Consider the following 20824-nt stretch of genomic DNA (forward strand, 5'->3'; position numbering starts at 1 on the left):
GGTCCTGTCCGCCGATAGGTCCCGCTCCTAACGTCGTGTCACGAATCATCACGACGTCAGGAGTGTTCTATGCGGTTGGAGACCCTGCTCCCGCTGGGAAAAGTCGATCCGGGTCTTCGGACACCGGAGACGCCACTGGACATCTGGTCGGTCGCCGAGAACGCCGAACTACTGGAGAACCTGGGTTACGGCGGTCTCGCGGTCGAGGAGACGAAGGACGACCCGTTCACCGTCCTCGCGCTGGCGGCCGAGCGGACCGAGCGGCTCAGGTTGACCACTGCCGTGGCGATCGCGTTCCCGCGGAGCCCCACGATCATGGCGATGAACGCGTGGACGCTGCAGAAGCTCTCCCGCGGGCGGTTCACGCTGGGCCTGGGCACCCAGGTGCGGGGCCACATCCAGCGCCGCTACGGAATGACGTGGTCGGCCCCCGGACCGTGGATGCGAGAGTACGTCGAGGCGGTGCGCGCCGTCTGGAACTGCTGGCAGAACGGTACCCCGCTCGACTTCGCCGGTGAGCACTACAACCTGTCGCTCATGGTGCCGCTGTTCGATGCCGGGCCGATCGAGAACCCCGACATTCCCATCCACCTGGCCTCGGTGAACACGGGAATGTGCGCCGTGGCAGGGGAGGTCGCCGACGGGATCCGGCCCCATCCGGTGTGCACTCCGTCCTACATCCGGGAGGTCATGCTGCCCGCCGTCCGACGGGGGGCGCAGCGTTCCGGCCGGAGCCTGGATTCCTTCAGGGTGTGCATGAAGCCGCTGGTCGCCTCGGCCCGCACCGAGGAGGAGCTGCTGCCGAAGGTCCGCGACGCCCGCGCGCGCATCGCCTTCTACGCCTCCACCCCGGGATACGCAGTGGCCTTCGAGCACCTCGGGCTCGGCGACCTCGCCGGCGAGGCCAAGCTGCTGTCGAAGGAACAGCGCTGGGAGGAACTCCCGGCGCTCATCGACGACTCCGTCCTGCATCGGTTCGCGGTCATCGGAACCTACGACGAGATCGGGCAGCGCCTTCTGGAGCGGTTCTCCGACGTCGTCACCGATGTCGAGTTCTCCATCGGCGTCCGCGGCCCCGAAGACATGGAGACCCTGGCCGGGCTCGCCAAGACCATCCAGGACGCCGATGACACGGCCGCGCGCGCGAGCATCGCCGGTGAGCCGGCCGTCCTCGGCTCGGAGGCCCGGCTTTGATCGCCACCGCGCCCGCGGGCCTCACAGAGCGGGAACTCCTCGCGGTCGCCGCATGGATGGACGGTCGTGGACTGGGCTCGGCGCCGCTCACCGAAGTGCGGCCGCTCGGAGGCGGCACCCAGAACATCATGGTGTCGTTCCGCCGGGGCGAACGTCGCTATGTCCTGCGCCGAGGCCCGCGCCACCTGCGTCCGCGAAGCAACGACGCCATCCTGCGCGAAACCCGAGTCCTCGCGGCACTGACCGACACCCCTGTCCCGCATCCCCGACTCATCTCCTCGTGCGACGACCCATCGCTGCTGGACGGCGCGGTCTTCTACCTGATGGACCCGATCGAGGGGTTCAACCCGAGCCTCGAACTTCCCGCCCCGCACGCCGCAGACCCGAGCCTCAGGCGCCGGATGGCCTTCAACATCGTCGACGCGCTCGCGACCCTCGGCACCGTCGATCACCAGGCCGTGGGGCTCACCGGCTTCGGCAAGCCGGAGGGCTTCCTGGAACGACAGGTTCCCCGCTGGCTCGCTGAACTCGACTCCTACCGACGGTTCCCCGGCTACGGCGGCCCGGACATCCCCCGCCTCGACGACGTCGCAACCTGGCTGGAGCAGAGGCGTCCCAGCAGGTGGCAGGCCGGAATCCTGCACGGGGACTTCCACTGCGCCAATGTGATGTTCGACCGGTCCTCCACCGAGATCGCTGCGATCGTGGACTGGGAGATGTCGACGATCGGGGACCCTCTCCTGGACCTCGGCTGGCTGCTCGCCACCTGGCGGCTGCCTCAGGCACCGACCATCTTCGGCGGCGCGTTCATGGAGTCGGCCGGGCTGCCGTCAGCGGCCGAGCTGAGCACCCGCTACGCGGAACGCAGCAGCCGGGATATCGACGCGCTCACCTGGTACATCGTCCTGGCCTGTTTCAAGCTCGGCATCGTCCTTGAGGGCACCCATGCCCGCGCGGCCGCCGGCCAGGCACCACAGCGCACCGGCGAAGAGCTGCACGCGATGACCCTGCGCCTGTTCGAGCGCGCGACACACCTCATGGACGGAGAACAATGATCGACTTCAGCATCCCCTCCGACGTCGCTGCCCTGCGAGACGAGATCCGTGCCTTCGTCGTCGAGGAGATCGTTCCCTACGAGACCGATCCCCGGCTGACCCAGCACGGCCCGACCGACGACCTGCGCGCCGAGCTCGTCGAGCGGGCGCGCAAGCGCGGGCTGCTCACCTTCCAGGCGCCGCGCCGTCTGGGCGGCCGGGAGCCCTCCCACGTGGAACAGGCCGTGTTGTACGAGGCCGCCGGCTGGTCGACTCTCGGCCCGGTGGCGCTCAACTGCGCGGCGCCCGACGAGGGGAACATGTACCTGCTCGCCAAGATCGCCGACGAGGAGCAGACGGCCGCCTACCTCCAGCCGGTCATCGACGGGTGGCAGCGATCGGTGTTCGCGATGACCGAACCGGACGGCGCCGGTTCGGACCCGGCGCAGCTGTCGACGACCGCCGAGTTCGACGGCGACGGCTACACGATCAACGGCAGGAAGTGGCTGATCACCGGGGCGACGGGCGCGAAGACCTGGATCATCATGGCCGACGTGCCGCCGAACCCGCACGGACCGCACGGGCCGACGCTCTTCCTGTGCGGCGGTGACGAGACGGGAATCGTCATCGAACGGGTCATGTCGACGATGGACCGCAACTACGTCGAAGGGCATGGCGTGGTCCGGTTCGAGGGGCTGCGGCTACCGAAGTCCGCGCTCCTCGGCGAGGTCGGCAACGCGCTGCGCTACGCGCAGATGCGCCTGGCGCCCGCCCGTCTCACCCACTGCATGCGCTGGCTCGGCGCCGCCGAACGGGCGCAGGCCATCGCCGTCGAGCACGCACGGACCCGGACGGCCTTCGGCAAGCCCATCGGCGAGCACCAGGGCGTGTCCTTCATGCTGGCCGACAACGAGATCGCGCTCCAGCAGTGCCGGCTGGCGATCTGGTGGGCATGCTGGCGGCTCGACCAAGGCGAGAAGGGCCGCCACGAGAGCTCCATGGTCAAGGCGGCGGTGTCCGAAGAACTGTTCCGGGTGGCCGACCGGTGCGTGCAGGTGCTCGGCGGCATCGGCATCTCCGACGAGACCCCGGTCGCGATGATCTTCCGCGACATCAGGGCCTTCCGTCTCTACGACGGCCCCACCGAAGTGCACAAGCACGCGATCGCCAGGCAAGTGCTCCGCCGCGGTGGAGGGCACCGGTGACGGCCGGCAGCACGGGTAGAGGCCCTCTCACGGGTCTTCGGGTCGTCGAACTGGCGGGCATCGGCCCCGCACCGTTCGCCGCCATGATGCTCGGGGACCTCGGCGCGAACGTCATCCGGATCGACCGGCCCGGCGGGCACGCGGGCAATCCGGTACCGCCGAAGCTCGACCTGCTCAACCGCAATCGCCGGTCGATCGAGCTCGACCTCAAGAACCCCGCGGACCTCGACGTCGCCAGAACGCTTCTGACCTCGGCGGATGTCCTGATCGAGGGATACCGGCCCGGGGTAGCCGAGCGGCTCGGCCTGGGGCCGGAGGACTGCCATGCGGTCAATCCGAGACTGGTGTACGCGCGGATGACCGGGTGGGGCCAGACCGGTCCGCTGGCCGACCGAGCCGGGCACGACATCAACTACATCTCCCGCGTCGGCGCCCTCGAACCGATCGGACCGCGCGAGGGAACACCGGTGATCCCCCTCAACATCGTGGGGGACTTCGGCGGGGGCGGCATGCTCCTGGCCTTCGGTCTCCTGGCGGCCGTCCACCACGCCACGAGGACCGGCGAGGGCCAGGTCGTCGACGCGGCCATCACCGACGGCACCGCGCTGCTGACCACGATGCTGCACACATGGCGGGCCGCCGGACTGTGGATCGACCGGCGGGCAGCGAACATGCTCGATGGAGGAGCGCACTTCTACAACGTCTATGCCACAGCCGACGGCCGTTTCCTCAGCGTCGGAGCCATCGAGCCCCGGTTCTACCGGGCCTTTCTCAACGGCCTGGGGGTTCCTTTCGAGAGCGACTGGATCACAAGCCACGACGACGCCGGCCTCTGGCCGGCGATGAGGTCGAGGATCAGCGAGATCATCCAGTGCCGAACGCTCGAAGAGTGGCTGGCGATCTTCGAAGGCACCGATGCCTGCGTGTCTCCCGTGCTCACGCCCGCGGAGGCACTGACGGACGCCCACAACCGGGCCCGTGCGACCTTCATCGACGTCGACGGTGTGCCGCAGCCCGCACCGGCACCGCGTTTCGACCGGACGCCCCCCGCTCATCCGCGGCGGCAGCCCGTACCCGGAGAGCACGGCGACGAGATCCGCTCCGCCCTCCTCGGCGGGAACCCTTGGCGGCGGAACCCGGGCGCCGCGGCCGGAGAACGAAAGGACCATCATGGCTGAATCGACGTCACGCAGCGTCTTCACCGGTGAGCATGAGGCGTTCCGGGAGACCGTCCAGGCCTTCATCGTCAAGGAGGTCGCTCCGCACTACGAGGACTGGGAGGAAGCGGGCCTGGTCGATCGGAGCCTGTACCGGGCCGCGGGCGAGGTCGGCATGCTGATGTTCGGAACGCCTGCCGAGTTCGGCGGCGCCGGCGTCGACGACTGGCGCTTCAGCGCCGTCGTGGACGAGGAGTTCGCCCGGGCCGGCTACGCCTCGGTCGGCCTGGGGCTCGCGCTGCAGAACGACGTCGCCGCGTCGTACTTCCTGGAGCTGGCCGACGACGAGCAGAAGGCTCGGTGGCTGCCGGGACTCACCTCCGGGGAGTCGATCGCCGCAGTCGCTATGACCGAGCCGGAGGCGGGCAGCGATCTGGCCGGCATCAAGACCAGCGCGCGCCGCGATGGCACCGACTATGTGATCAACGGTTCGAAGACCTTCATCACCAACGGCCAGAACGCCGATCTCGTCGTCGTTGCGGCGCGCACTTCGCAGGACCGGCACCGCGGGCTCACCCTGTTCGTCATCGAGCGGGACATGTCCGGGTTCGAGCGCGGGCGGAACCTCGACAAGCTCGGACTGCACGGGCAGGACACCAGCGAGCTGTTCTTCAACGATGTCCGCGTTCCCGAGAGCAACCGTCTCGGGCCGGAAGACGGTCAGGGCTTCTTCCAGCTCGTGCGCAACCTTCCGCAGGAACGCCTCTCGCTCGCGGTCATGGCCGCGGCCTCCGCCGAGGGAATGCTGAGCGGAACGCTCGACTACGTGCGATCGCGTTCGGCCTTCGGGCGATCGGTCGGCTCCTTCCAGCACAGCCGCTTCGTGCTCGCCGAGCTGCGGACCGAGGTGGACATAGCACGCGTCTACGTCGATGGCTGCATCGACCTGCACACTCGGCACCAGCTCAGCCCCGTGCAGGCGGCCAAGGCGAAATGGTGGGTGTCGGAACTCCAGTTCAAAGTCGCCGACCGCTGCATGCAGCTCCACGGCGGATACGGCTACATGCGCGAATACCCGATCGCGCGGGCGTTCGTCGACTCCCGGGTGCAATCGATCTACGCCGGGACGAACGAGATCATGCGGGAGATCATCGGGCGTGACATGGGCCTGACGCCATGACGGCCGCCATGAGGACGAGGTACGCCGCCCGCCCGGCCGACATCCCGACTTGTCCCGGAGGATGCTCAGAACGGAGAACACACAGTGTCCACTGAACTCAACGAGGCCTTCATCTATGAGGCCGTCCGCACACCGCGAGGAAAGGGACGGCCGACCGGCGCACTCCACACCGTGAAGCCGATCTCGCTGGTGGTCGGTCTCATCGAAGGGCTGCTCGCGAGGCACCCCGTTCTCGACCCCTCGGCGATCGACGACATCGTCCTGGGGATCGTGTCGCCGCTGGGCGACCAGGGATCCGTGCTGCCCAGGATCGCGGCTCTCGCGGCGGGCCTGCCGGACACCGTCGGTGGTCTGCAGGTCAACCGCTTCTGTGGTTCCGGCCTGGAGGCGGTGAACATCGCCGCGCAGAAGGTGCGCTCGGGCTGGGACTCGATCGTGCTCGCGGGCGGGGTCGAGTCGATGTCCCGTGTACCCATGGGCTCGGACCGCGGCGCATGGGCCGAGGATCCCGCCACCGCCCTCGCGACGGGTTACGTCCCCCAGGGAATCGGAGCGGATCTGATCGCCACCATCGAAGGCTTCACCCGGGAGTCCGTCGACTCCTACGCCGTACGGTCCCAGCAGCGGGCGGCCGCGGCCTGGTCTGGTGGCCACTTCGCCAAGTCGATCATCCCCGTGCGGGATCACAACGGCTCGGTGCTGCTCGAGCAGGACGAGCACATGCGCCCGTCGACGACCCTGGAATCGCTGGCGAAGCTGTCACCTTCGTTCGCGAAGCTCGGCGAGCAGGTCTACGACGCGGTCGCTCTCCAGCGCTACCACTGGGTCGAACGCATTGAGCACGTCCACCACGCGGGGAACTCCTCGGGCATCGTCGACGGCGCCTCTCTGGTCCTGGTCGGTTCAGAGCGTGCGGGGGCCCGGTACGGCCTGGCTCCACGAGCCCGGGTGGTGGGCACCGCAACGTCGGGAGCGGACGCGACGATCATGCTCACCGGCCCGACTCCCGCGACGCGCAAGCTGCTCGCCACCACAGGCCTGGACGTCGAGGACATCGATCTCTTCGAGATCAACGAGGCGTTCGCCGCCGTCGCTTTGAAGTACATCAAGGACCTCCGGATCCCCGAGGAGAAGGTCAACGTCAACGGCGGAGCCATCGCGATGGGGCATCCCCTGGGCGCGACCGGCGGAATGCTGATCGGCACGGTCGTCGACGAGTTGGAGCGACGGAACGCCCGCCGTGCGGTGGTCACGCTGTGCATCGGCGCCGGCATGGGCGTAGCGACCCTCATCGAGCGCGTATGACCCCGATGCCGCCACCCCACGAACCTTCGGTCCCCAAGGAGTCACCCGAGATGCCTTCTCAGCACCCCATGTTCGATTGGCACCGCGACCCTGACGGCGTCGTCGTGCTCACGATGAACGACCCCGACCACTCCACGAACACCGCCAACCACCGATTCACCAACGAGTTCCCGGCGGTCCTGGACCGGTTGGAGGCCGAACGCGACTCCATCACAGGAGTCGTGCTGACCTCGGCGAAGAAGACCTTCTTCGCCGGAGCGGACCTCACCTCGTTCGTGGCCGCCGGCCCCGGGGACGTCCCGGCCGTGGAGGCCATGCTCAACAAGCTGAAGGCCGACCTGCGCCGCCTTGAGACGTTCGGGCGTCCGGTCGTCGCGGCGATCAACGGAACGGCGCTCGGCGGCGGGCTGGAGATCGCGCTGGCATGTCACCACCGGATCGCGGTCGACGACCCAGGGGTCCTGGTCGGGCTCCCCGAATCCACGCTCGGCCTCCTTCCCGGAGCCGGGGGGACGGTCCGCACCGTCCGCATGTTCGGCATCGAGCGGGCGCTGGCCGAGTTTCTGCTGCCCGGCACCAGGTTCGCCCCCGGCGCCGCTCTGTCGGCGGGCCTCCTCGACGAGGTGGTGCCACCCGACGACCTCCTGGCCGCGGCGAAGCGCCGGATCGGCTCCGGCTCCCGCGCCGTCCAGCCATGGGACGAGCCGGGCTACACCATCCCCGGCGGCGCACCAAGAGACGCCCAAACGGCGAGTCTGCTCGCCACGCTTCCCGCGGTGCTGCGCAAGAAGACGCGGGGAGCACCCGACCCGGCGGCCGAGGCCATCCTGGCCGCTGCCGTGGAAGGGGCCCAGGTCGACTTCGACAACGCGCAGGCCATCGAGTCGCGTTACTGCGCCGGGCTCGCCGGGAGCCAGATCTCGTCGAACATCATCGAGGTGGCCTTCTTCGATCCTCGGGTCATCGGCCGTTCGGCGAACAAGCGGTCGGACCGTCCCAGGTACAAGGCGTCCAAGGCCCTCGTCCTGGGAAGCGGACCCGTCGCCGAAGGAGTCGCCCGCGCATGCGCGGACGCCGGAGTGAGCGTCACGGTCGTCGCCGACGACCTCGATACGGGACACCCCACGGACGTGGACGTCCTGATCGAGTCGGCCTTCGACGACGGTGCCCGGCGCCGGAGCCTGCTGGCGGCCGTCGCCGGCCGGCTCGCGCCCGGCACGCTCGTCCTGTCCAACTCCTCCGCGTTCACGATCGCAAGCCTGGCCGAAAGCGCCCCCGCTCCGGAGAACGTCGTGGGCATGCACTTCTTCGCCCCGGTCGACAAGATGGACCTGGTCGAGATCGTCACGGCGGAGAAGACCGGTGAGGAGGCCCTGGCCAAGGCGATCGACTTCGCCCGGCAGCTGGGCAAGACCTCGATCGTCGTCGGCGACCGGCCCGGCTTCTTCACCACCCGCGTCCTGCAGGCGTTCCTCGACGAGGCGCTGCTCCTGCTCGCCGAAGGCGTCCCCGCGTCCTCGATCGAAAGGGCCGCCACGCAGTCGGGCTACCCCGTCGGTGCCCTCGCCCTGCTCGACGACCTCTCGCTGCCGCTGATGCTCAGGATCCGCGACGAGATCAGCGAAGGCCGCGCCGTCGACGGCGCGGAATCGACGACCTGGCACATTCTGCGCCGCCTGATCGATGAGTGCGCGCGCACCGGTCGAGAGAGCGGCGCGGGTTTCTACGACTACGACGATCGCGGCAGGCGCCGAGGGCTGTGGAGCGGCCTGAGCGTCATGTTCGGCGACGCCAAACGTGACATCGCCTTCGCCGACGTCCAGGAGCGCCTGCTCTTCAGCGAGGCGCTGGAGGCCATCCGCTGCTTCGACGAGGGCGTCGTCCGCTCGGCTCCCGAAGCGAACGTGGGATCGGTCCGCGGCGTGGGCTTCCCCGTCTGGACCGGCGGAGTGCTCCGGTACGCCGACCGGTATCACGGCGGTCTGCCGGGATTCGCGGCCCGCTGCAACGACCTGGCGAGGACGTACGGCGCACGATTCGAGCCGATGCCGTCGCTGACGGAACGGGCGTCCGCAGGCGGGTCGTACTCGTGAACCGCCGTGCCGCGAAGGAAGGGTAATCATGTATCTGACACAGGGCTTTCACCGTTCGCTGCAGCAGACGCCCGACGCGGTGATGACCATCTACAAGAACCGGGCACGGACCTTTGGCGAAGTGGGCGAACGGGTCGCGCGGCTCGCCGGAGCACTCCAGGGCATCGGGGTCTCTCCGGGAGACCGCGTCGCGATCCTGGCGCTCAACTCCGACCGCTACAGCGAACTGCTCCTTGCCGTGCCCTGGGCCGACGCGGTCCTGAACCCGGTGAACACCCGATGGAGCGCCGCCGAGATCGTCTTCTCGCTGGACGACTGCCAGACCGCCGTCCTCGTGGTCGACGACGCCTTCGCGTCCCTCGTTCCCGCACTGCGCAGTGCCCACCCGGGCCTGAAGTCGGTGATCTACTGCGGTGAGGGGCCGACGCCCGACGGGATGCTCGACTACGAGCGGCTGATCGCCGAATCGGACGCCGTCGGCGACGCGCGTCGCGGCGGCGACGCGCTCGCCGGCCTCTTCTACACGGGAGGCACGACCGGCTTCCCCAAGGGCGTCATGCTCAGCCATGCCAACCTGGTCACCTCTGCCCTGGGGGCTGGGGCGAGCCGGGCACTGTTCAGAAGCGGCGGCACGTACCTTCACGTCGCCCCGATGTTCCACCTGGCCGACTTCACCGGCTGGAACGTGCAACTGCTCGTCGGCGGCACGCATGTCATGGTTCCGAGCTTCGACGTCCGGATGCTGCTGGAAGTGATCGAACGCAACGGCGTCACCGGAATGACGCTCGTCCCCGCCATGATCCAGGCCATCGTCGATGACCCGGCGACGGCCGACTTCGATCTGGGAAGCGTCGAGACCATCCTCTACGGTGCGTCACCGATCTCCGAGACGCTGCTCAAACGAGCCATGGCCGCCTTTCCCAGTGCGGGGTTCACGCAGGCGTACGGCATGACCGAACTGGCGGGCCTGGCGACCTTCCTGACTCCGGAGGACCACGCCGAAGGGATCCGCCTGCGTTCGGCCGGCCGGGCGATCCCGCATACCGAAGTGAAGATCATCGATTCGGCGGGCGCCGAACCCGGACCGGGCTGCGTGGGCGAGGTCGTCGTGCGAGGCGGTCACGTCATGCAGGGCTACTGGAACCGGCCGGACGAGACGACCGCTGCGATCGACGCGGGATGGATGCGGACCGGCGACGCCGGCTACATGGATCACGCCGGGTACCTCTACGTGGTGGACCGGATCAAGGACATGATCGTCACCGGAGGTGAGAACGTCTACTCGGCCGAGGTGGAGAACGCGCTGAGCTCGCATCCTGCGGTCGTGGAATGCGCGGTGATCGGGCTGCCCGACGAGCGGTGGGGCGAGCGGGTCCACGGTGTCGTCGTTCTGCACGCCGACGCCGAGACCACCGCGCAGGAACTGCGCGACCACGTCAAGAGTCTCATCGCCGGCTACAAGGCACCGCGGTCGTTCGAGTTCACCCCGGCGATTCCGCGAACCGCGGCGGGAAAGATCCTCAAACGCACGCTGCGGGAGGAATATCTCGCCGATGTCCCCCGGCGCTGACCGACGACGCAGCGCACCGTGCGCGTCGATCCGGACGGGCACGGCCGAGGGAGGGAAACGCTGCGGCCGCTTCCGCCGATGGGCGGCGGCCGTGGCGTTTCTCCACGGATCCCCTTCCGGCCGACTGCATTCCTGCGCTCACGTCCCCTCGTCCGCTCAAGATCGACCTCTGAGCTACCGGGTAACGGGCGACGGCGAGACGCTCATCGTCTTCGACGGAGGGTTCGTTCAGCACGCGATGACAGCTACGCTCGACCATCCAGGTCAGCTTCCGCTCCACCGTCTACATCACCACCGAATACCACCCCACGGGCGAACCCGGCTGGTTCCACAAACCCCACCCCAAGAACGGGGACTGGCGCCGGGCATGGGCCGGCATTCGCGCCGGTGCGTCCGCCGGCCGAACCGGTACACCCGGTGCGGGCCCTCCGGACATCTACCGTGGCTGCACGACCTCGTCCGCCTCACGGTCGCCGGTGTTCCGGATCTCCACTGTGACGTTGAACCAGCTTCCCGGCTGGACCTCGGACGCGGCGGACTCGAGATCGCCATAGGCGAACTGCGCGTAGCCGAGACCGTGGCCGAAGGGGAACAGCGGACGCGCCGAACCGTCGATGTAGCCGTAGTCGTCCTCGCCTCCAGGGGTGTCATACCCGCTTCCCACGCAGCTGCCGTGGAACACCGGGATCTGCCCGATCGAGGCAGGGAAGGACACCGGCAGCCGTCCTGCGGGCGCGGTGTTCCCCACGATGACGTCCGCGAGGGCGAGCCCGGCGGCGGGGCCGAGCAGCGGCGCCCAGATGACGGCGCCGGCGCCCCGGCAGATGCGGTCGAGCAGCAGCGGGCGACCGCTGACGACGATCACGGCGGTGGGTGCCCCGGTCGCGACCACCGCGGCGATGAGGTCCTCCTGGTCTCCGGAAGGCGCAGGTCTGCCGATCGACCTGCTCTCCAGCAGTCACGTCACCGACCCAGCCCGTACGCTCGCCCACGACCACTACGGCGACGTCCGCGTCCTTCGCCGCCCCGGCGGCTGCGGCAACGTCGTCCGCGGTGGTTCCTTCCGGCCCCCGAACGGAGCCTTGAGCAGCCTCCAGCTACCGTTGCGCCAGGTAGTCCGCAGCGCGCGTTGGATCTCGGACTGCGCCGGCAGAGTCTGGTCAGTGCGTCAGTAGGAGCGGGACGGTAGCTGGGCTTCCCCCAGTGCGACGGACATGATCTTCCCCGATTTCGTGGACTCACTGCTGAGGAGATCAGGCTCGGCTGCAACGAAACCCGTCGGCACTCCTGGGCGAAGGCATGGAGGTCTCGAGGGTGTCTCAGGGACTCGGTTCAGCGGAGGTGGTACTGCCGCCGGTCCGCAGATGGGCGATCTGTCCCCATACCAGCGCGACCATCTCTGGTGGCACTTCTGCTGGCATATGGGTCAGGCGCTCGGAGAGGATATTCGGGTCGAGGATGCCTGCGGCGATCAGGGACAGGACGTAGGTCGCGTCCTTCTCTCGGCTTGCAATGGCTTTCGCTGCTGCGAGGTCATGTGGTTCGGGAGCGTAGGCGACGACCTCATTCGGCAGTCCTTCGAAGCGAATAAGCCGCTGCCTCCAGCCCTCGGGCAGTTTGGCCGTGTTCAGCCCAACGCCTTGAGCGTAGACATCGTGTTCCTCGTGGTAGCGCGAGTACTCACCGAGCGCACCGTCAACGATGTCCGACTTTCCTCGTCACCATCCAGGAACGCCACGTCCACCTCCACGGACGCCGTCGCCTCAGCGGGAAGCCGCTCTTCCGGAACCGCCGCGAGGATCGCCTGGCTACCGACCACCAGAATCTCTCCGCCGAGCCTGCTGATCAGTATCAGCAGGTCGTCCAACTCTTCGCGCTTCACCCCTCGACACTAGTCTCGGTCGGCTCCGCAGACCGCTTGTTCACCCGAGCCCAGTACCTGCCGAACTCCGCAAGGAGGCGTTCCCGATCCTCCTGGGCCAGCACCCCCGCGAAAGGCGTGTTCTGCCGCAATTCCACCGCCTCCGGATCGCGCGACAAAAGCACTTCGATCACTGCATCGACCCCGGAATCCAGAACGATCCTCCACCGCACGAACCAGGGGTTATGCCCCCACCCCTCCCTTCCCCGCATCCGCTCCAGATTCCGACGAGCCGTCCCCAGCACACGATCAGCGTCCGACTCCAACTCCGCAACCACCGCACGGTTCAACCACAAAGACCGCTCCGCCTCACGAGACAGCCGACGCTCAGACACCGACACGAAACGCTCGACCGCCTCGCGGTCCGCATCATCCACCGACCCCTCCGACATGGCGAGAAGTCTACTCACGAGCCCTGCCGCGCCATGGGTTGAGCTTCCCTGCGCGATGAACGGTCCGCCCTGAGCGCCAACGCCGACCGCGCAGCACGGCCCCTTGGCACCCGCTGCGCGCGACTCCGCCACCCCTCGGGGACAGGCGACGAGCGGGCCGCCGATTGGAGCGACAGCCCTGTGCCGTCAAGCGTCCCTGCTCGCTTCTCCCGGGGCCGAGCGAGGCAGGAGACCTTTCAGATCCAGCCTGATCTCGAAAGGCACAGGACGCTCAATGACGTCTCGGAAGATTCCGGCGGCCACGTAGGCCCTGGTCGGCGCATCCAGCTCATAGACGTTCACGACCGGCGTCGTTCCCTCATCCTCGATGCACCAGTAGTGCGGGATGCCCGCCTCTGCGTACTTGCGAAGTTTGACGGTGCGGTCCCGGTGCGCGGACTCCGGTGAGACGACCTCCACGACCAGCATCACGTCCTGCGGCGCGAACCAGGTGCGGTTCGGATCGTAGGGCGCGGACGTCACCAAGAGATCGGGCTCCGGGCGGTTGCGCGCGTCCAGCCGGATCGTCATCTCCCGCTCAACCTCGACGCCTTCCCCCGCCTGCTCCATCAAGGCCATGGTCAAGGCCGTGACGAGGCGGCCGTGCCAGGCCCGCTGCGGCGACATCATGAAGACGAGTGCTCCATCGATCAGCTCGGTGTGACGTGGCGCCTCAACGAGGCGGTCGAGATCTTCGGCGAACCATCCCTCCTCCCGCGGAGGAGTCATCCAGTCCGGCAGAGCGCTCATGAGACCACCGTAGCGACTCGACCACCACCCAGGCCACCAGGCCAGACGATCTCTCGGCGCCGACCTTGCCCGCCACCACTTCAAGCCCGCTCGGCTCTACCCGAACTCGTGAAACCTGGCCAGAGGCCACAGCAAAACCACCCAAGAACCAACAGAATGGCCCCTGCGACAGGCAAGGGAGGAGAGACCTTCATCGCCCTCCCCTCCCCCGCCCTGGACAGCAGCGAACCCGCGACCACTCCCTGACACCCGGTGCGCCGCATCACCATCGCGATCAGGCCGCTAACTTTTTCGCTAACACGGTTACCGCCGCGGCCCACAGGGCAGAGTCCCAACGGCAGCCAAAACCGCTGGTCAGAGCTACAATCCAAGATCCCGGCTAATGATCATTTTCATGATCTCGTTGGAGCCGGCCCAAATAGATCATGGACCCTTTGGGCTGCACACGAATCCATAGAACAGCAGGTCAGAAGAATACTAGACGCTGACTAGTGGAGCCCAGTCGTCCCGAGTGCCTTTCGGTCATCTAACAAATGATCTAACGAATCCGGTACGAAGCTTCGACCCCTATGGGTAGCGCGCCGGTCAACAGGAGCCGCACGAGGCCACCGACCTCCCATAACGCTGAGTTACTTAGGCCATGTCTCACGGGGTACTCGGAGAGATTCTTCGGTAGCACGCAAGTGCGGCTGTGAGAACTATGTCGGCTGCAAACATGGTCCGTTGCGGACCTTGCAGAGAGTGCGGCCGCATTCCAAAAGCCAGGAGATAGTGCATTCGAGCTTCCAGCGATGCGTGCCAAGCCCGATATTCGCGGCCGTTGCCTGCACGGGCATTGCGTTGGGCAATCCTGGCCCACAGAGCCGTCTTTTTGGCTGAAAATAATCACACGCCCCATTGCTGCCGGCCTGGCGGGCCGCCAGGCCGGGAACAAAATACGAAATATAGTTTTCGTACTCAAAACCGATATCAACGCTAAATGTCTTCGAGTTCCCCGGTGGCGATGCGGGCAACCTGGGCAGGGCCTGGGTGCTCGATGGTGCTGACAGTGGGATGGTCGTAGTCGAAGTCGATCTGTGCTTGGTTTCCTCGGTACGTGTCAGGAAGTTCGTTGTCGGCGATGATGAATTGGAGCTTTCCTGGCCGGGCATCAGCCTGCGTGGTGAGTCTTCGATACATTGCTGCGGCGACGTTCGTGGCGGTATTGAGGGCGAGGCGCGGACTGTCGATAATAAGAAAGGCCGGGTACAAGGTATCGTTGCGGCGAACGGCAACAGCGAGCAGTGAACACCAGTATGCGATCTGAGTGGCGGTGGTAACACCGCCCGCCAATTGGCTCTTGCTGGAGAAGACCGTTCCGTTGATGACGGGCAGGTAGTTCTCAGGGTCGATAGACGCCTGAGTGATCGTTGGGATAGCGATGTCGCGAACAGCCTTGTCGAACTCCACGCTGACCTGTTCGATGACCTCCGCTCGACGTTCATCGAGCTCGCGGGTCGCCGCGTTGAGCCTGCTCTTTGAGTTCTCTCGCGCAACGCGAAGTTGATCAGCGGCGGCTTCTAGGTCTGCAACGCTATCCCACTGCCGAAGGACAGCCTCCCAACGCTCTTTATTTGCCGCTGCGGCAGCGGCTTGGCTCGAGAGATCGGTGAATGCCTGCAGTCGCGGGGAGACGCGGAGCGAGGTGCGTTCTTCGAGGGTCTTGGTCAGGTAGGAAATGAGACGTTCGCGCTCCTCGCTCAGCCGGAGAACCACCGCGTGCTGTTCAGAGAGAATGCGCTCTTGCATGCTCATCTCGCTAAGCTGTTCGGTCAGCTGCCGCACTTCGTAATGATCATGTTCAGTCGGCGTGGAGACCGGATCGCTCTGGAGGCACAGTCGGCATGACCCCGCAGGAACCGTGCGTTTCTTGATGGATTGCATGCATCGGGGACACACGGTGAACTCGATGTCGGCCAAGCGCTCGCCCGCATCGCGCATCCGGTTGAGCCGACCGAGGTCCGTTTGAACCCGGGTTCGTTCGGCGTTGTTATGGGCCTGTCGGCGAGCTAGGTCGATCGCGGCGGCTCGGCTGTCAGCCAAGCCGCGTTCGGCTTCGGTCAGCAGGTCGCGGAGGGTCTGGGTTTCCCGGTCGAGCACTGGGTCGATTGCATCGCGCAGCTCTTCCAGGCGACTTTGCGTCCGGGTGAGGGTCTGCTCAGCCGCGTTCTGGGCACCCAGGGCATCATCTCGGCTTCTGGTGCCGCTGTCGCGAAGAAATTGCACAACGGTGTCGCGCCTAGCCTCAGCATCGGCGATCTCACCCTTCAAAGCGTTGATTTCGGAGCGCAGTTTGAGCAGGTCGGGGCTGACGAGATCGAACAGGAGCTCAAAAACCGCTCTGCGCTTGGGTTCTCGGACGGTTTCGCGGCTGTAGGCGATGTCGCGGTTGATCTGGCTCTGCGGGATGTACAGGTAGGTGAAGATGTCGTTGAAGGTGATGCGGTTGCCTGGCCGGGTGCTGTTGCCGCTGGCGGCAGCTCGGAGGTCGTCGGGTAGGCCGAAGCAGTTCAGCAGCAGGGAGTTGAGACTGGGTTGTCCGGCGCCGACATGGTGGTCGGGGAGCTGCTGCTGGTCGATCACATCGAAGACGCGTACGGTTTTGCGCTTCGCCCTGTCGAGGCTGCGAGTGAGCCGTAGCCGGTGGTCACCGATCCGAACGAGCAGGCCAACCGACTCGACGTGCAGCTCAGCGACCTCTGCGAGGGTGGCGGTGCCGCCGAACCCGAACTTGATCAGTTCTAGAAGTGTGGTCTTGCCAGCACCGGAAGGCCCGGCTAGCACGGTGAGGTCAGCGCTGAACACGTATTGGACCGGACCGTTGGTGGTCTCCAGCTGGATGGTCTCGATCCGAAAGCGTGTGGTCACCGGATCACCTGCCGATGGGGACGGTCCATGAGATCAGCCAATCGGTCGTAGATAAGGTTCTTCAGCGCGCTGCCGGTGAGTCCCGACGAGACCTCGGCAATGACAGCACTGCGGTCGGCAATCTCCCTCCACTCCTCGCTGGCGGCGAGCTGGCTTGCTAGCCGGCGTCCATCGGGGGTCGCAGCGACCGCTACGCTTCCTTTGCGCGCGCGGGTGTAGCGAATCAATCCCCGGCCGATCAACGCGCCAAGGATGGCGTAGTAGCGGTCGTCCCAAGGGCCGTACTTGTAGCGCGTCATCGGTGCTTCGACTTCGGTGCGTGCCTGTGTCTCTTCAACATCAAGATGCAGCCGTGGGTCCGTGCGGTCTAGGCGGTCTAGGACGTCGGGCGCGAGCGCGGGGTAGCGAAGCAGGAAGTCGAGCTTGGCCAGTTTGGTCAGGCCATCGAGTTTGCGTCCGTGTTCCTTCAGATCCGAGACGGCTGTCACCAGTAGCAGCACCCGGGCCTGGTGATAGGCGAGATCCTCTCGGAGAAGCACGAGCTCCTCAGCATCAGGTTCGATCATGATCGCGTTCCCTCGCCTACGCTGTCGGCCGCCAAGACGGCGTCCACATCGAACCGATGGCTGAACCACACCTTGCACCGGTCGGTCAGATCACAGATCCCGCCCATAGCGAGCTCGGGATCCATACCTGCTGGAAGAACGGAGGGATCTAGGCTGTTGATTGCTTCTTCCAGCCGTCTCCACAAGAGAGTTCCCAGTAGGTTCGGCCCGTCAGTGGTTTGGTCGCATATGCGCTGAAGCAGCCTCTCCAGGCGGCGGCGCTCCATCCGGGCCATCGGGTCACCGCTCTCGCGGCCGCTCCAGTAATCCCGGTAGTCCGAGCGCAGGCTCATCGCTCGTTCGAGGGTGTTGACGGAGCAGCCGCCGGCCTCCAGTTTCACTTCAAGACGGGAGGAGGGACGCAGCACGGGAAGCTGCTGGTAACCGATGGGCCTGTTCACCGCGACCTCGATCGCTTGCTGGATGTCGAGCATGGTGATGCTGCGCCTGCTGAGCATCCGGGCGAGGTCTGAGGGGAAACCCTGAAAGGTGTAGCCGCGCTGCAGGATAGTGGGCAGTTCTCCGGCAGATACCGGCCCGCGGCCTCTCATGCGACTGCGGAAAACGTCCAGTACGGCCTTCCAGACTGCCGCCGCCGGTGCGCTCACCCCCATCTTGTCGAGGACCGGCTGAACGAACATCGTCGGCGCTGCATACTCCACGTGATCACGGTGGATCCGCTCGTGGTCGATCGTCAAAGCCGCCAGGAATCGCGCTGTCTCGGCATCACGTTCGCGATCCGGCACCGCGGGCGCTTCGTCATCTCCGGTCCATCGAAGCTTGGTGGACTTGCAGTAAGCGCCGATCGCATCCCGCAGCTTCTCCACCACCGTGTTGTGCGCAAACTCCGTCATAGGAGGGGTGTGTGGCTTCATGGTTCGAAGAGTGAGAGCCGCGGTCAAGAGCTGCTGAGCCTCACCGGCCCCGACACCGCCAGAGGTCACCAGCCGACAGAACGGTTTCTCCTTCATCGCAGCCCACCGGTTGAACAGATGCGCCAAGCCTCCGTCATCAGCAAGCTTGTTGACGGTCGTATAGGCACCGGCAGAGGGATCACGATGTTTACCAGAAACCAGCTCGATGTCCTGATCAGAGATCAGAACCCAATCTTCCTGCCATTCACACAGAATCCAGTCTTCGCACCCAGGTCGCAGCCGACCGCCGTCGTCTAGGGCTTCTTCGTACATCTTCAAGCCGTCGGCTGCTGCCATAGCAGCTTGCCAGTCATAGCGATCAGCCGTCTGCGGACCGGCGTCATCAGAAGGCATGGCCGACGACAACACTTCGCCAGCCGAGATAACCGCGCTGTTCGGGGGGCTAGGCAGGCCAGACACGGATTCAGGCACCACTCTGCGACTATACGGCTACTAACGATGATCATCTGGTGAGTGTTACCTGATTGCAGCCCGAGAAGTAGCGCGGAGCATGTTCATAGTCACCAGGTGTCAGTGGCAGCGAACCGAACGACCTCCGCTGAAACACCAGCTCACCGAGCTGCCATGTGCCTGGCCTGCCGCTACTGGCCTGGCTGTTTAGAACTTCTGGGCGCTCCACCGAGACTGCTGAAGACTCACTGCAGAGTCTCCTCTGGAGCGCGCGGCCAGCGGCTTCGATCCTCGCGGGCGCGGGCTTGCGCGCAACCGGTACTCGCTGCGCTCGTCCGGTCTGCGCTCCAGCCCTCCATCACCCGCGGGGTCGGCGCCGCCTCGCCCACGCGCCCAGGACGGTTCCGAACCGAGCGGCCCTGAAGTTACGGGTCGATAAACTTTTCTGCTGGTTCTTCTGCACTGGACTGCACATGCAGCCACTCATTTACAGAAGTCCGTAGCCAGCTCATTTCGGCGAGCGGGCAGGCGACAAATCGAGTGTCGCTCCATTCCTATGCTCTAGTCCAAGTCAACCTCCCGGCTGCGATGGCGCAATGGTTCTCGGACTGCGCGCATCGGGTTCGGTATGGATTAGAGAAGATTGTTGAAAGGGGCCGTGGTTTGGCCTATGTCGTTGAGCGTGTTGGCCGTGGCGGGAAGCCGCGCTACACCGGGATGTACAAGACGGTTGACGGGGGGTTTCGGTCGGCGGGGACGTATGACTCGCACGTGCGGGCGTATGAGGTCGCGGAGAAGGAGGAGCGGCACGTCCGGAGTCAGCTGGGTGAGACGAGTCCTGCGGAGAAGGCGCAGGCGACCGTTCGCGAGTTCTGCATGGGGAGGTTCCTGCCCGATCATGCGGTCGGGGCCGGCACGCGGCAGAACTACGGGTACACCGTCAAGAACCACATCCTGCCCTACCTGGGGCATCTGCGGATCAGTGAGATCGGGCGGGAGACCTTCTACAACCTGCTCATCAAGGTGCTGCCCGAGCAGGAGGTGACCCAGGGCGTCGTGCTGGCGACGCGTAAGGTGCTGTCGGCTATGTGCCAGATGGCGCTCGACGAGGGATACCGCGGCGACAACCCGATCAGGAGCATCCGGCTCCCCCAGTCCCCCAGCAAGCCGATCCTCGTGGCCGACCATGACCAGTGGCGGCGGTTCGAGGAATCCCTCTCCCATCCGCCGGCGCGACTGTACGCGCGGCTCAACATCACGACCTGGGCGCGGCGCTGCGAGATGATCGGGTTCCGGCCGCGGGACTTCGACTTCGGCAAACAGCTCATCAACATCACCCGCTCCACCAGCTACATCACCGCCAAGTACAACCCCACCGGCCGCAGCGGCTGGGTACCCGGCCCAACCCCAAGAACGGCGACTGGCGACGCTTCACCATCTCCAAGAACATGTGCCACGCCATCCAGGAACACATCGACGAACACGACATCGGCCCCGACGACCTGCTCTTCCCCAACTGGATGTTCGCCTACCACCGGCCCACTCCCCCAGCCGAACAAGAAGACGAGCTTCCTCCGCTCGTGTCGAACTCAGGGGCGGTCTACGAGCACGGCACCAAAGGCGCCCGCTACTCCCTCAAGTGCGACTGCGCCAAGTGCAAGGCCTACGCAGCCGACTACCAACGCGCCTGGCGAAGGAAACGCGCAGCCGAACAGCGAGACCAGGGCGGCAAGAGAGTCGACACCTGGCGGCGGGACGGCACCGAGTTCCTCAGCACCCAGGTCTGGAACCGGTTCTGGGAGAACGCGCGCGCTGCCGTAGGTCTCCCCGAAGGGTTCACCCCCTACAACGCACGCCACACCGGCATCAGCTGGGCCATCGCCAAAGGCGTCGACCTCCAGAAAGTCCGCCAACGCGCCGGCCACGGCAACCTCACCGTCACCAGCCGATACGCAGCCATCCTCGACGAACACGACACCACCCTCGCCGATGCCCTCGAAGAGATCTTCGATTCTTAGGACTGATGCGCGATGACCGCATCTGAAACGTCGCCGCCATTGGGTTGGCTGCCCAAAGGTAGTGAGGCTCCCCCAGGGCAAGAGTGATCATGCTTTCCGTCGCGGCGGTGAAACTGTGAACCGCCCGCG

Annotated in this window: 17 protein-coding genes and 1 pseudogene; 10 read left to right on the top strand and 8 right to left on the bottom strand. The window is 66.2% G+C overall.

From position 1 onward, the window contains the following. Window positions 1-69 precede the first annotated feature (69 nt). The 8 genes from EDD29_RS27060 to EDD29_RS27095 all read left to right on the top strand — a co-directional run bounded on the left by EDD29_RS27060 (window position 70) and on the right by EDD29_RS27095 (window position 10738). The gene (locus tag EDD29_RS27060; RefSeq protein ID WP_123667085.1) at window positions 70-1194 is read left to right on the top strand and encodes a TIGR03617 family F420-dependent LLM class oxidoreductase; all 1125 of its coding nucleotides are present in this window, start codon (window positions 70-72) and stop codon (window positions 1192-1194) included. After that, a complete protein-coding gene (locus EDD29_RS27065) occupies window positions 1191-2249 on the top strand; it encodes a phosphotransferase family protein (protein WP_246053047.1) in 1059 nt (352 codons plus the stop codon). Before EDD29_RS27060 ends, EDD29_RS27065 begins: the two co-directional genes overlap by 4 nt. Further along, entirely contained in the window at window positions 2246-3433 is a 1188-nt protein-coding gene (locus tag EDD29_RS27070; RefSeq protein WP_123667086.1) for an acyl-CoA dehydrogenase family protein, read from the top strand. The genes EDD29_RS27065 and EDD29_RS27070 overlap by 4 nt, the downstream gene beginning before the upstream one ends. Then, window positions 3430-4611, top strand: coding sequence for a CaiB/BaiF CoA transferase family protein (locus EDD29_RS27075; RefSeq protein ID WP_123667087.1), 1182 nt, complete (start codon window positions 3430-3432; stop codon window positions 4609-4611). The genes EDD29_RS27070 and EDD29_RS27075 overlap by 4 nt, the downstream gene beginning before the upstream one ends. Next, window positions 4604-5770, top strand: a complete 1167-nt coding sequence (locus EDD29_RS27080) for an acyl-CoA dehydrogenase family protein (RefSeq protein ID WP_123667088.1) — start codon at window positions 4604-4606, stop codon at window positions 5768-5770. Before EDD29_RS27075 ends, EDD29_RS27080 begins: the two co-directional genes overlap by 8 nt. Before the next feature lie 84 nt (window positions 5771-5854). Beyond that, on the top strand, window positions 5855-7075 hold the full coding sequence (locus EDD29_RS27085) for an acetyl-CoA C-acetyltransferase (RefSeq protein WP_123667089.1): 1221 nt from the start codon (window positions 5855-5857) through the stop codon (window positions 7073-7075). A 50-nt stretch (window positions 7076-7125) separates the two neighbouring features. Beyond that, window positions 7126-9168: an enoyl-CoA hydratase-related protein gene (locus EDD29_RS27090; protein WP_123667090.1), complete on the top strand. Its 2043-nt coding sequence runs from the start codon at window positions 7126-7128 to the stop codon at window positions 9166-9168. A gap of 28 nt (window positions 9169-9196) precedes the next feature. Further along, entirely contained in the window at window positions 9197-10738 is a 1542-nt protein-coding gene (locus EDD29_RS27095) for a long-chain-fatty-acid--CoA ligase (RefSeq protein WP_123667091.1), read from the top strand. A gap of 436 nt (window positions 10739-11174) precedes the next feature. Here the strand turns inward: EDD29_RS27095 and EDD29_RS27100 are convergent, their stop codons facing one another. The 8 genes from EDD29_RS27100 to EDD29_RS27130 form a co-directional block, all read right to left on the bottom strand. Further along, window positions 11175-11696, bottom strand: a complete 522-nt coding sequence (locus tag EDD29_RS27100) for a glycoside hydrolase family 3 C-terminal domain-containing protein (RefSeq protein WP_123667092.1) — start codon at window positions 11694-11696, stop codon at window positions 11175-11177. 361 nt (window positions 11697-12057) lie between these two features. Continuing rightward, entirely contained in the window at window positions 12058-12441 is a 384-nt protein-coding gene (locus tag EDD29_RS48230) for a DUF6036 family nucleotidyltransferase (protein WP_425455014.1), read from the bottom strand. Then, window positions 12366-12620: a hypothetical protein gene (locus EDD29_RS27105; protein WP_123667093.1), complete on the bottom strand. Its 255-nt coding sequence runs from the start codon at window positions 12618-12620 to the stop codon at window positions 12366-12368. Before EDD29_RS27105 ends, EDD29_RS48230 begins: the two co-directional genes overlap by 76 nt. Beyond that, the gene (locus EDD29_RS27110; protein WP_123667094.1) at window positions 12617-13051 is read right to left on the bottom strand and encodes a DNA-binding protein; all 435 of its coding nucleotides are present in this window, start codon (window positions 13049-13051) and stop codon (window positions 12617-12619) included. Before EDD29_RS27110 ends, EDD29_RS27105 begins: the two co-directional genes overlap by 4 nt. Window positions 13052-13237: 186 nt before the next feature. After that, window positions 13238-13840 carry a Uma2 family endonuclease gene (locus EDD29_RS27115; RefSeq protein ID WP_123667095.1) on the bottom strand — a complete coding sequence of 201 codons (603 nt, stop codon included), beginning with the start codon at window positions 13838-13840 and terminating at the stop codon, window positions 13238-13240. Between the two features lie 975 nt (window positions 13841-14815). Further along, complete coding sequence (locus tag EDD29_RS27120; RefSeq protein WP_123667096.1) at window positions 14816-16747, bottom strand: AAA family ATPase; 1932 nt, start codon at window positions 16745-16747, stop codon at window positions 14816-14818. Further along, a complete protein-coding gene (locus EDD29_RS46480; RefSeq protein ID WP_211359929.1) occupies window positions 16744-17313 on the bottom strand; it encodes a hypothetical protein in 570 nt (189 codons plus the stop codon). The genes EDD29_RS27120 and EDD29_RS46480 overlap by 4 nt, the downstream gene beginning before the upstream one ends. Beyond that, window positions 17310-18620 carry a hypothetical protein gene (locus EDD29_RS27130; protein WP_148086111.1) on the bottom strand — a complete coding sequence of 437 codons (1311 nt, stop codon included), beginning with the start codon at window positions 18618-18620 and terminating at the stop codon, window positions 17310-17312. Before EDD29_RS27130 ends, EDD29_RS46480 begins: the two co-directional genes overlap by 4 nt. 933 nt (window positions 18621-19553) lie before the next feature. On the opposite strand from EDD29_RS27130, the pseudogene EDD29_RS48235 reads away from it, so the two are divergent. Then, window positions 19554-19661 (top strand): annotated as a pseudogene (locus tag EDD29_RS48235) (tyrosine-type recombinase/integrase); the annotation flags it as partial. Between the two features lie 464 nt (window positions 19662-20125). After that, complete coding sequence (locus tag EDD29_RS47170; RefSeq protein WP_123667098.1) at window positions 20126-20695, top strand: site-specific integrase; 570 nt, start codon at window positions 20126-20128, stop codon at window positions 20693-20695. Window positions 20696-20824: the final 129 nt, after the last annotated feature.

Source organism: Actinocorallia herbida (genome assembly GCF_003751225.1).
Classification (GTDB): Bacteria; Actinomycetota; Actinomycetes; order Streptosporangiales; family Streptosporangiaceae; genus Actinocorallia; species Actinocorallia herbida.

Coding starts and splice junctions, on each gene's coding strand:
- EDD29_RS27090 (WP_123667090.1), top strand. CDS start 7,126: ATGCCTTCTCAGCACCCCATGTTCGATTGGCACCGCGACCCTGACGGC.
- EDD29_RS46480 (WP_211359929.1), bottom strand. CDS start 17,313: ATGATCGAACCTGATGCTGAGGAGCTCGTGCTTCTCCGAGAGGATCTC.
- EDD29_RS27110 (WP_123667094.1), bottom strand. CDS start 13,051: ATGTCGGAGGGGTCGGTGGATGATGCGGACCGCGAGGCGGTCGAGCGT.
- EDD29_RS27060 (WP_123667085.1), top strand. CDS start 70: ATGCGGTTGGAGACCCTGCTCCCGCTGGGAAAAGTCGATCCGGGTCTT.
- EDD29_RS27115 (WP_123667095.1), bottom strand. CDS start 13,840: ATGAGCGCTCTGCCGGACTGGATGACTCCTCCGCGGGAGGAGGGATGG.
- EDD29_RS27080 (WP_123667088.1), top strand. CDS start 4,604: ATGGCTGAATCGACGTCACGCAGCGTCTTCACCGGTGAGCATGAGGCG.
- EDD29_RS27095 (WP_123667091.1), top strand. CDS start 9,197: ATGTATCTGACACAGGGCTTTCACCGTTCGCTGCAGCAGACGCCCGAC.
- EDD29_RS27130 (WP_148086111.1), bottom strand. CDS start 18,620: ATGCCTTCTGATGACGCCGGTCCGCAGACGGCTGATCGCTATGACTGG.
- EDD29_RS47170 (WP_123667098.1), top strand. CDS start 20,126: ATGTGCCACGCCATCCAGGAACACATCGACGAACACGACATCGGCCCC.
- EDD29_RS27070 (WP_123667086.1), top strand. CDS start 2,246: ATGATCGACTTCAGCATCCCCTCCGACGTCGCTGCCCTGCGAGACGAG.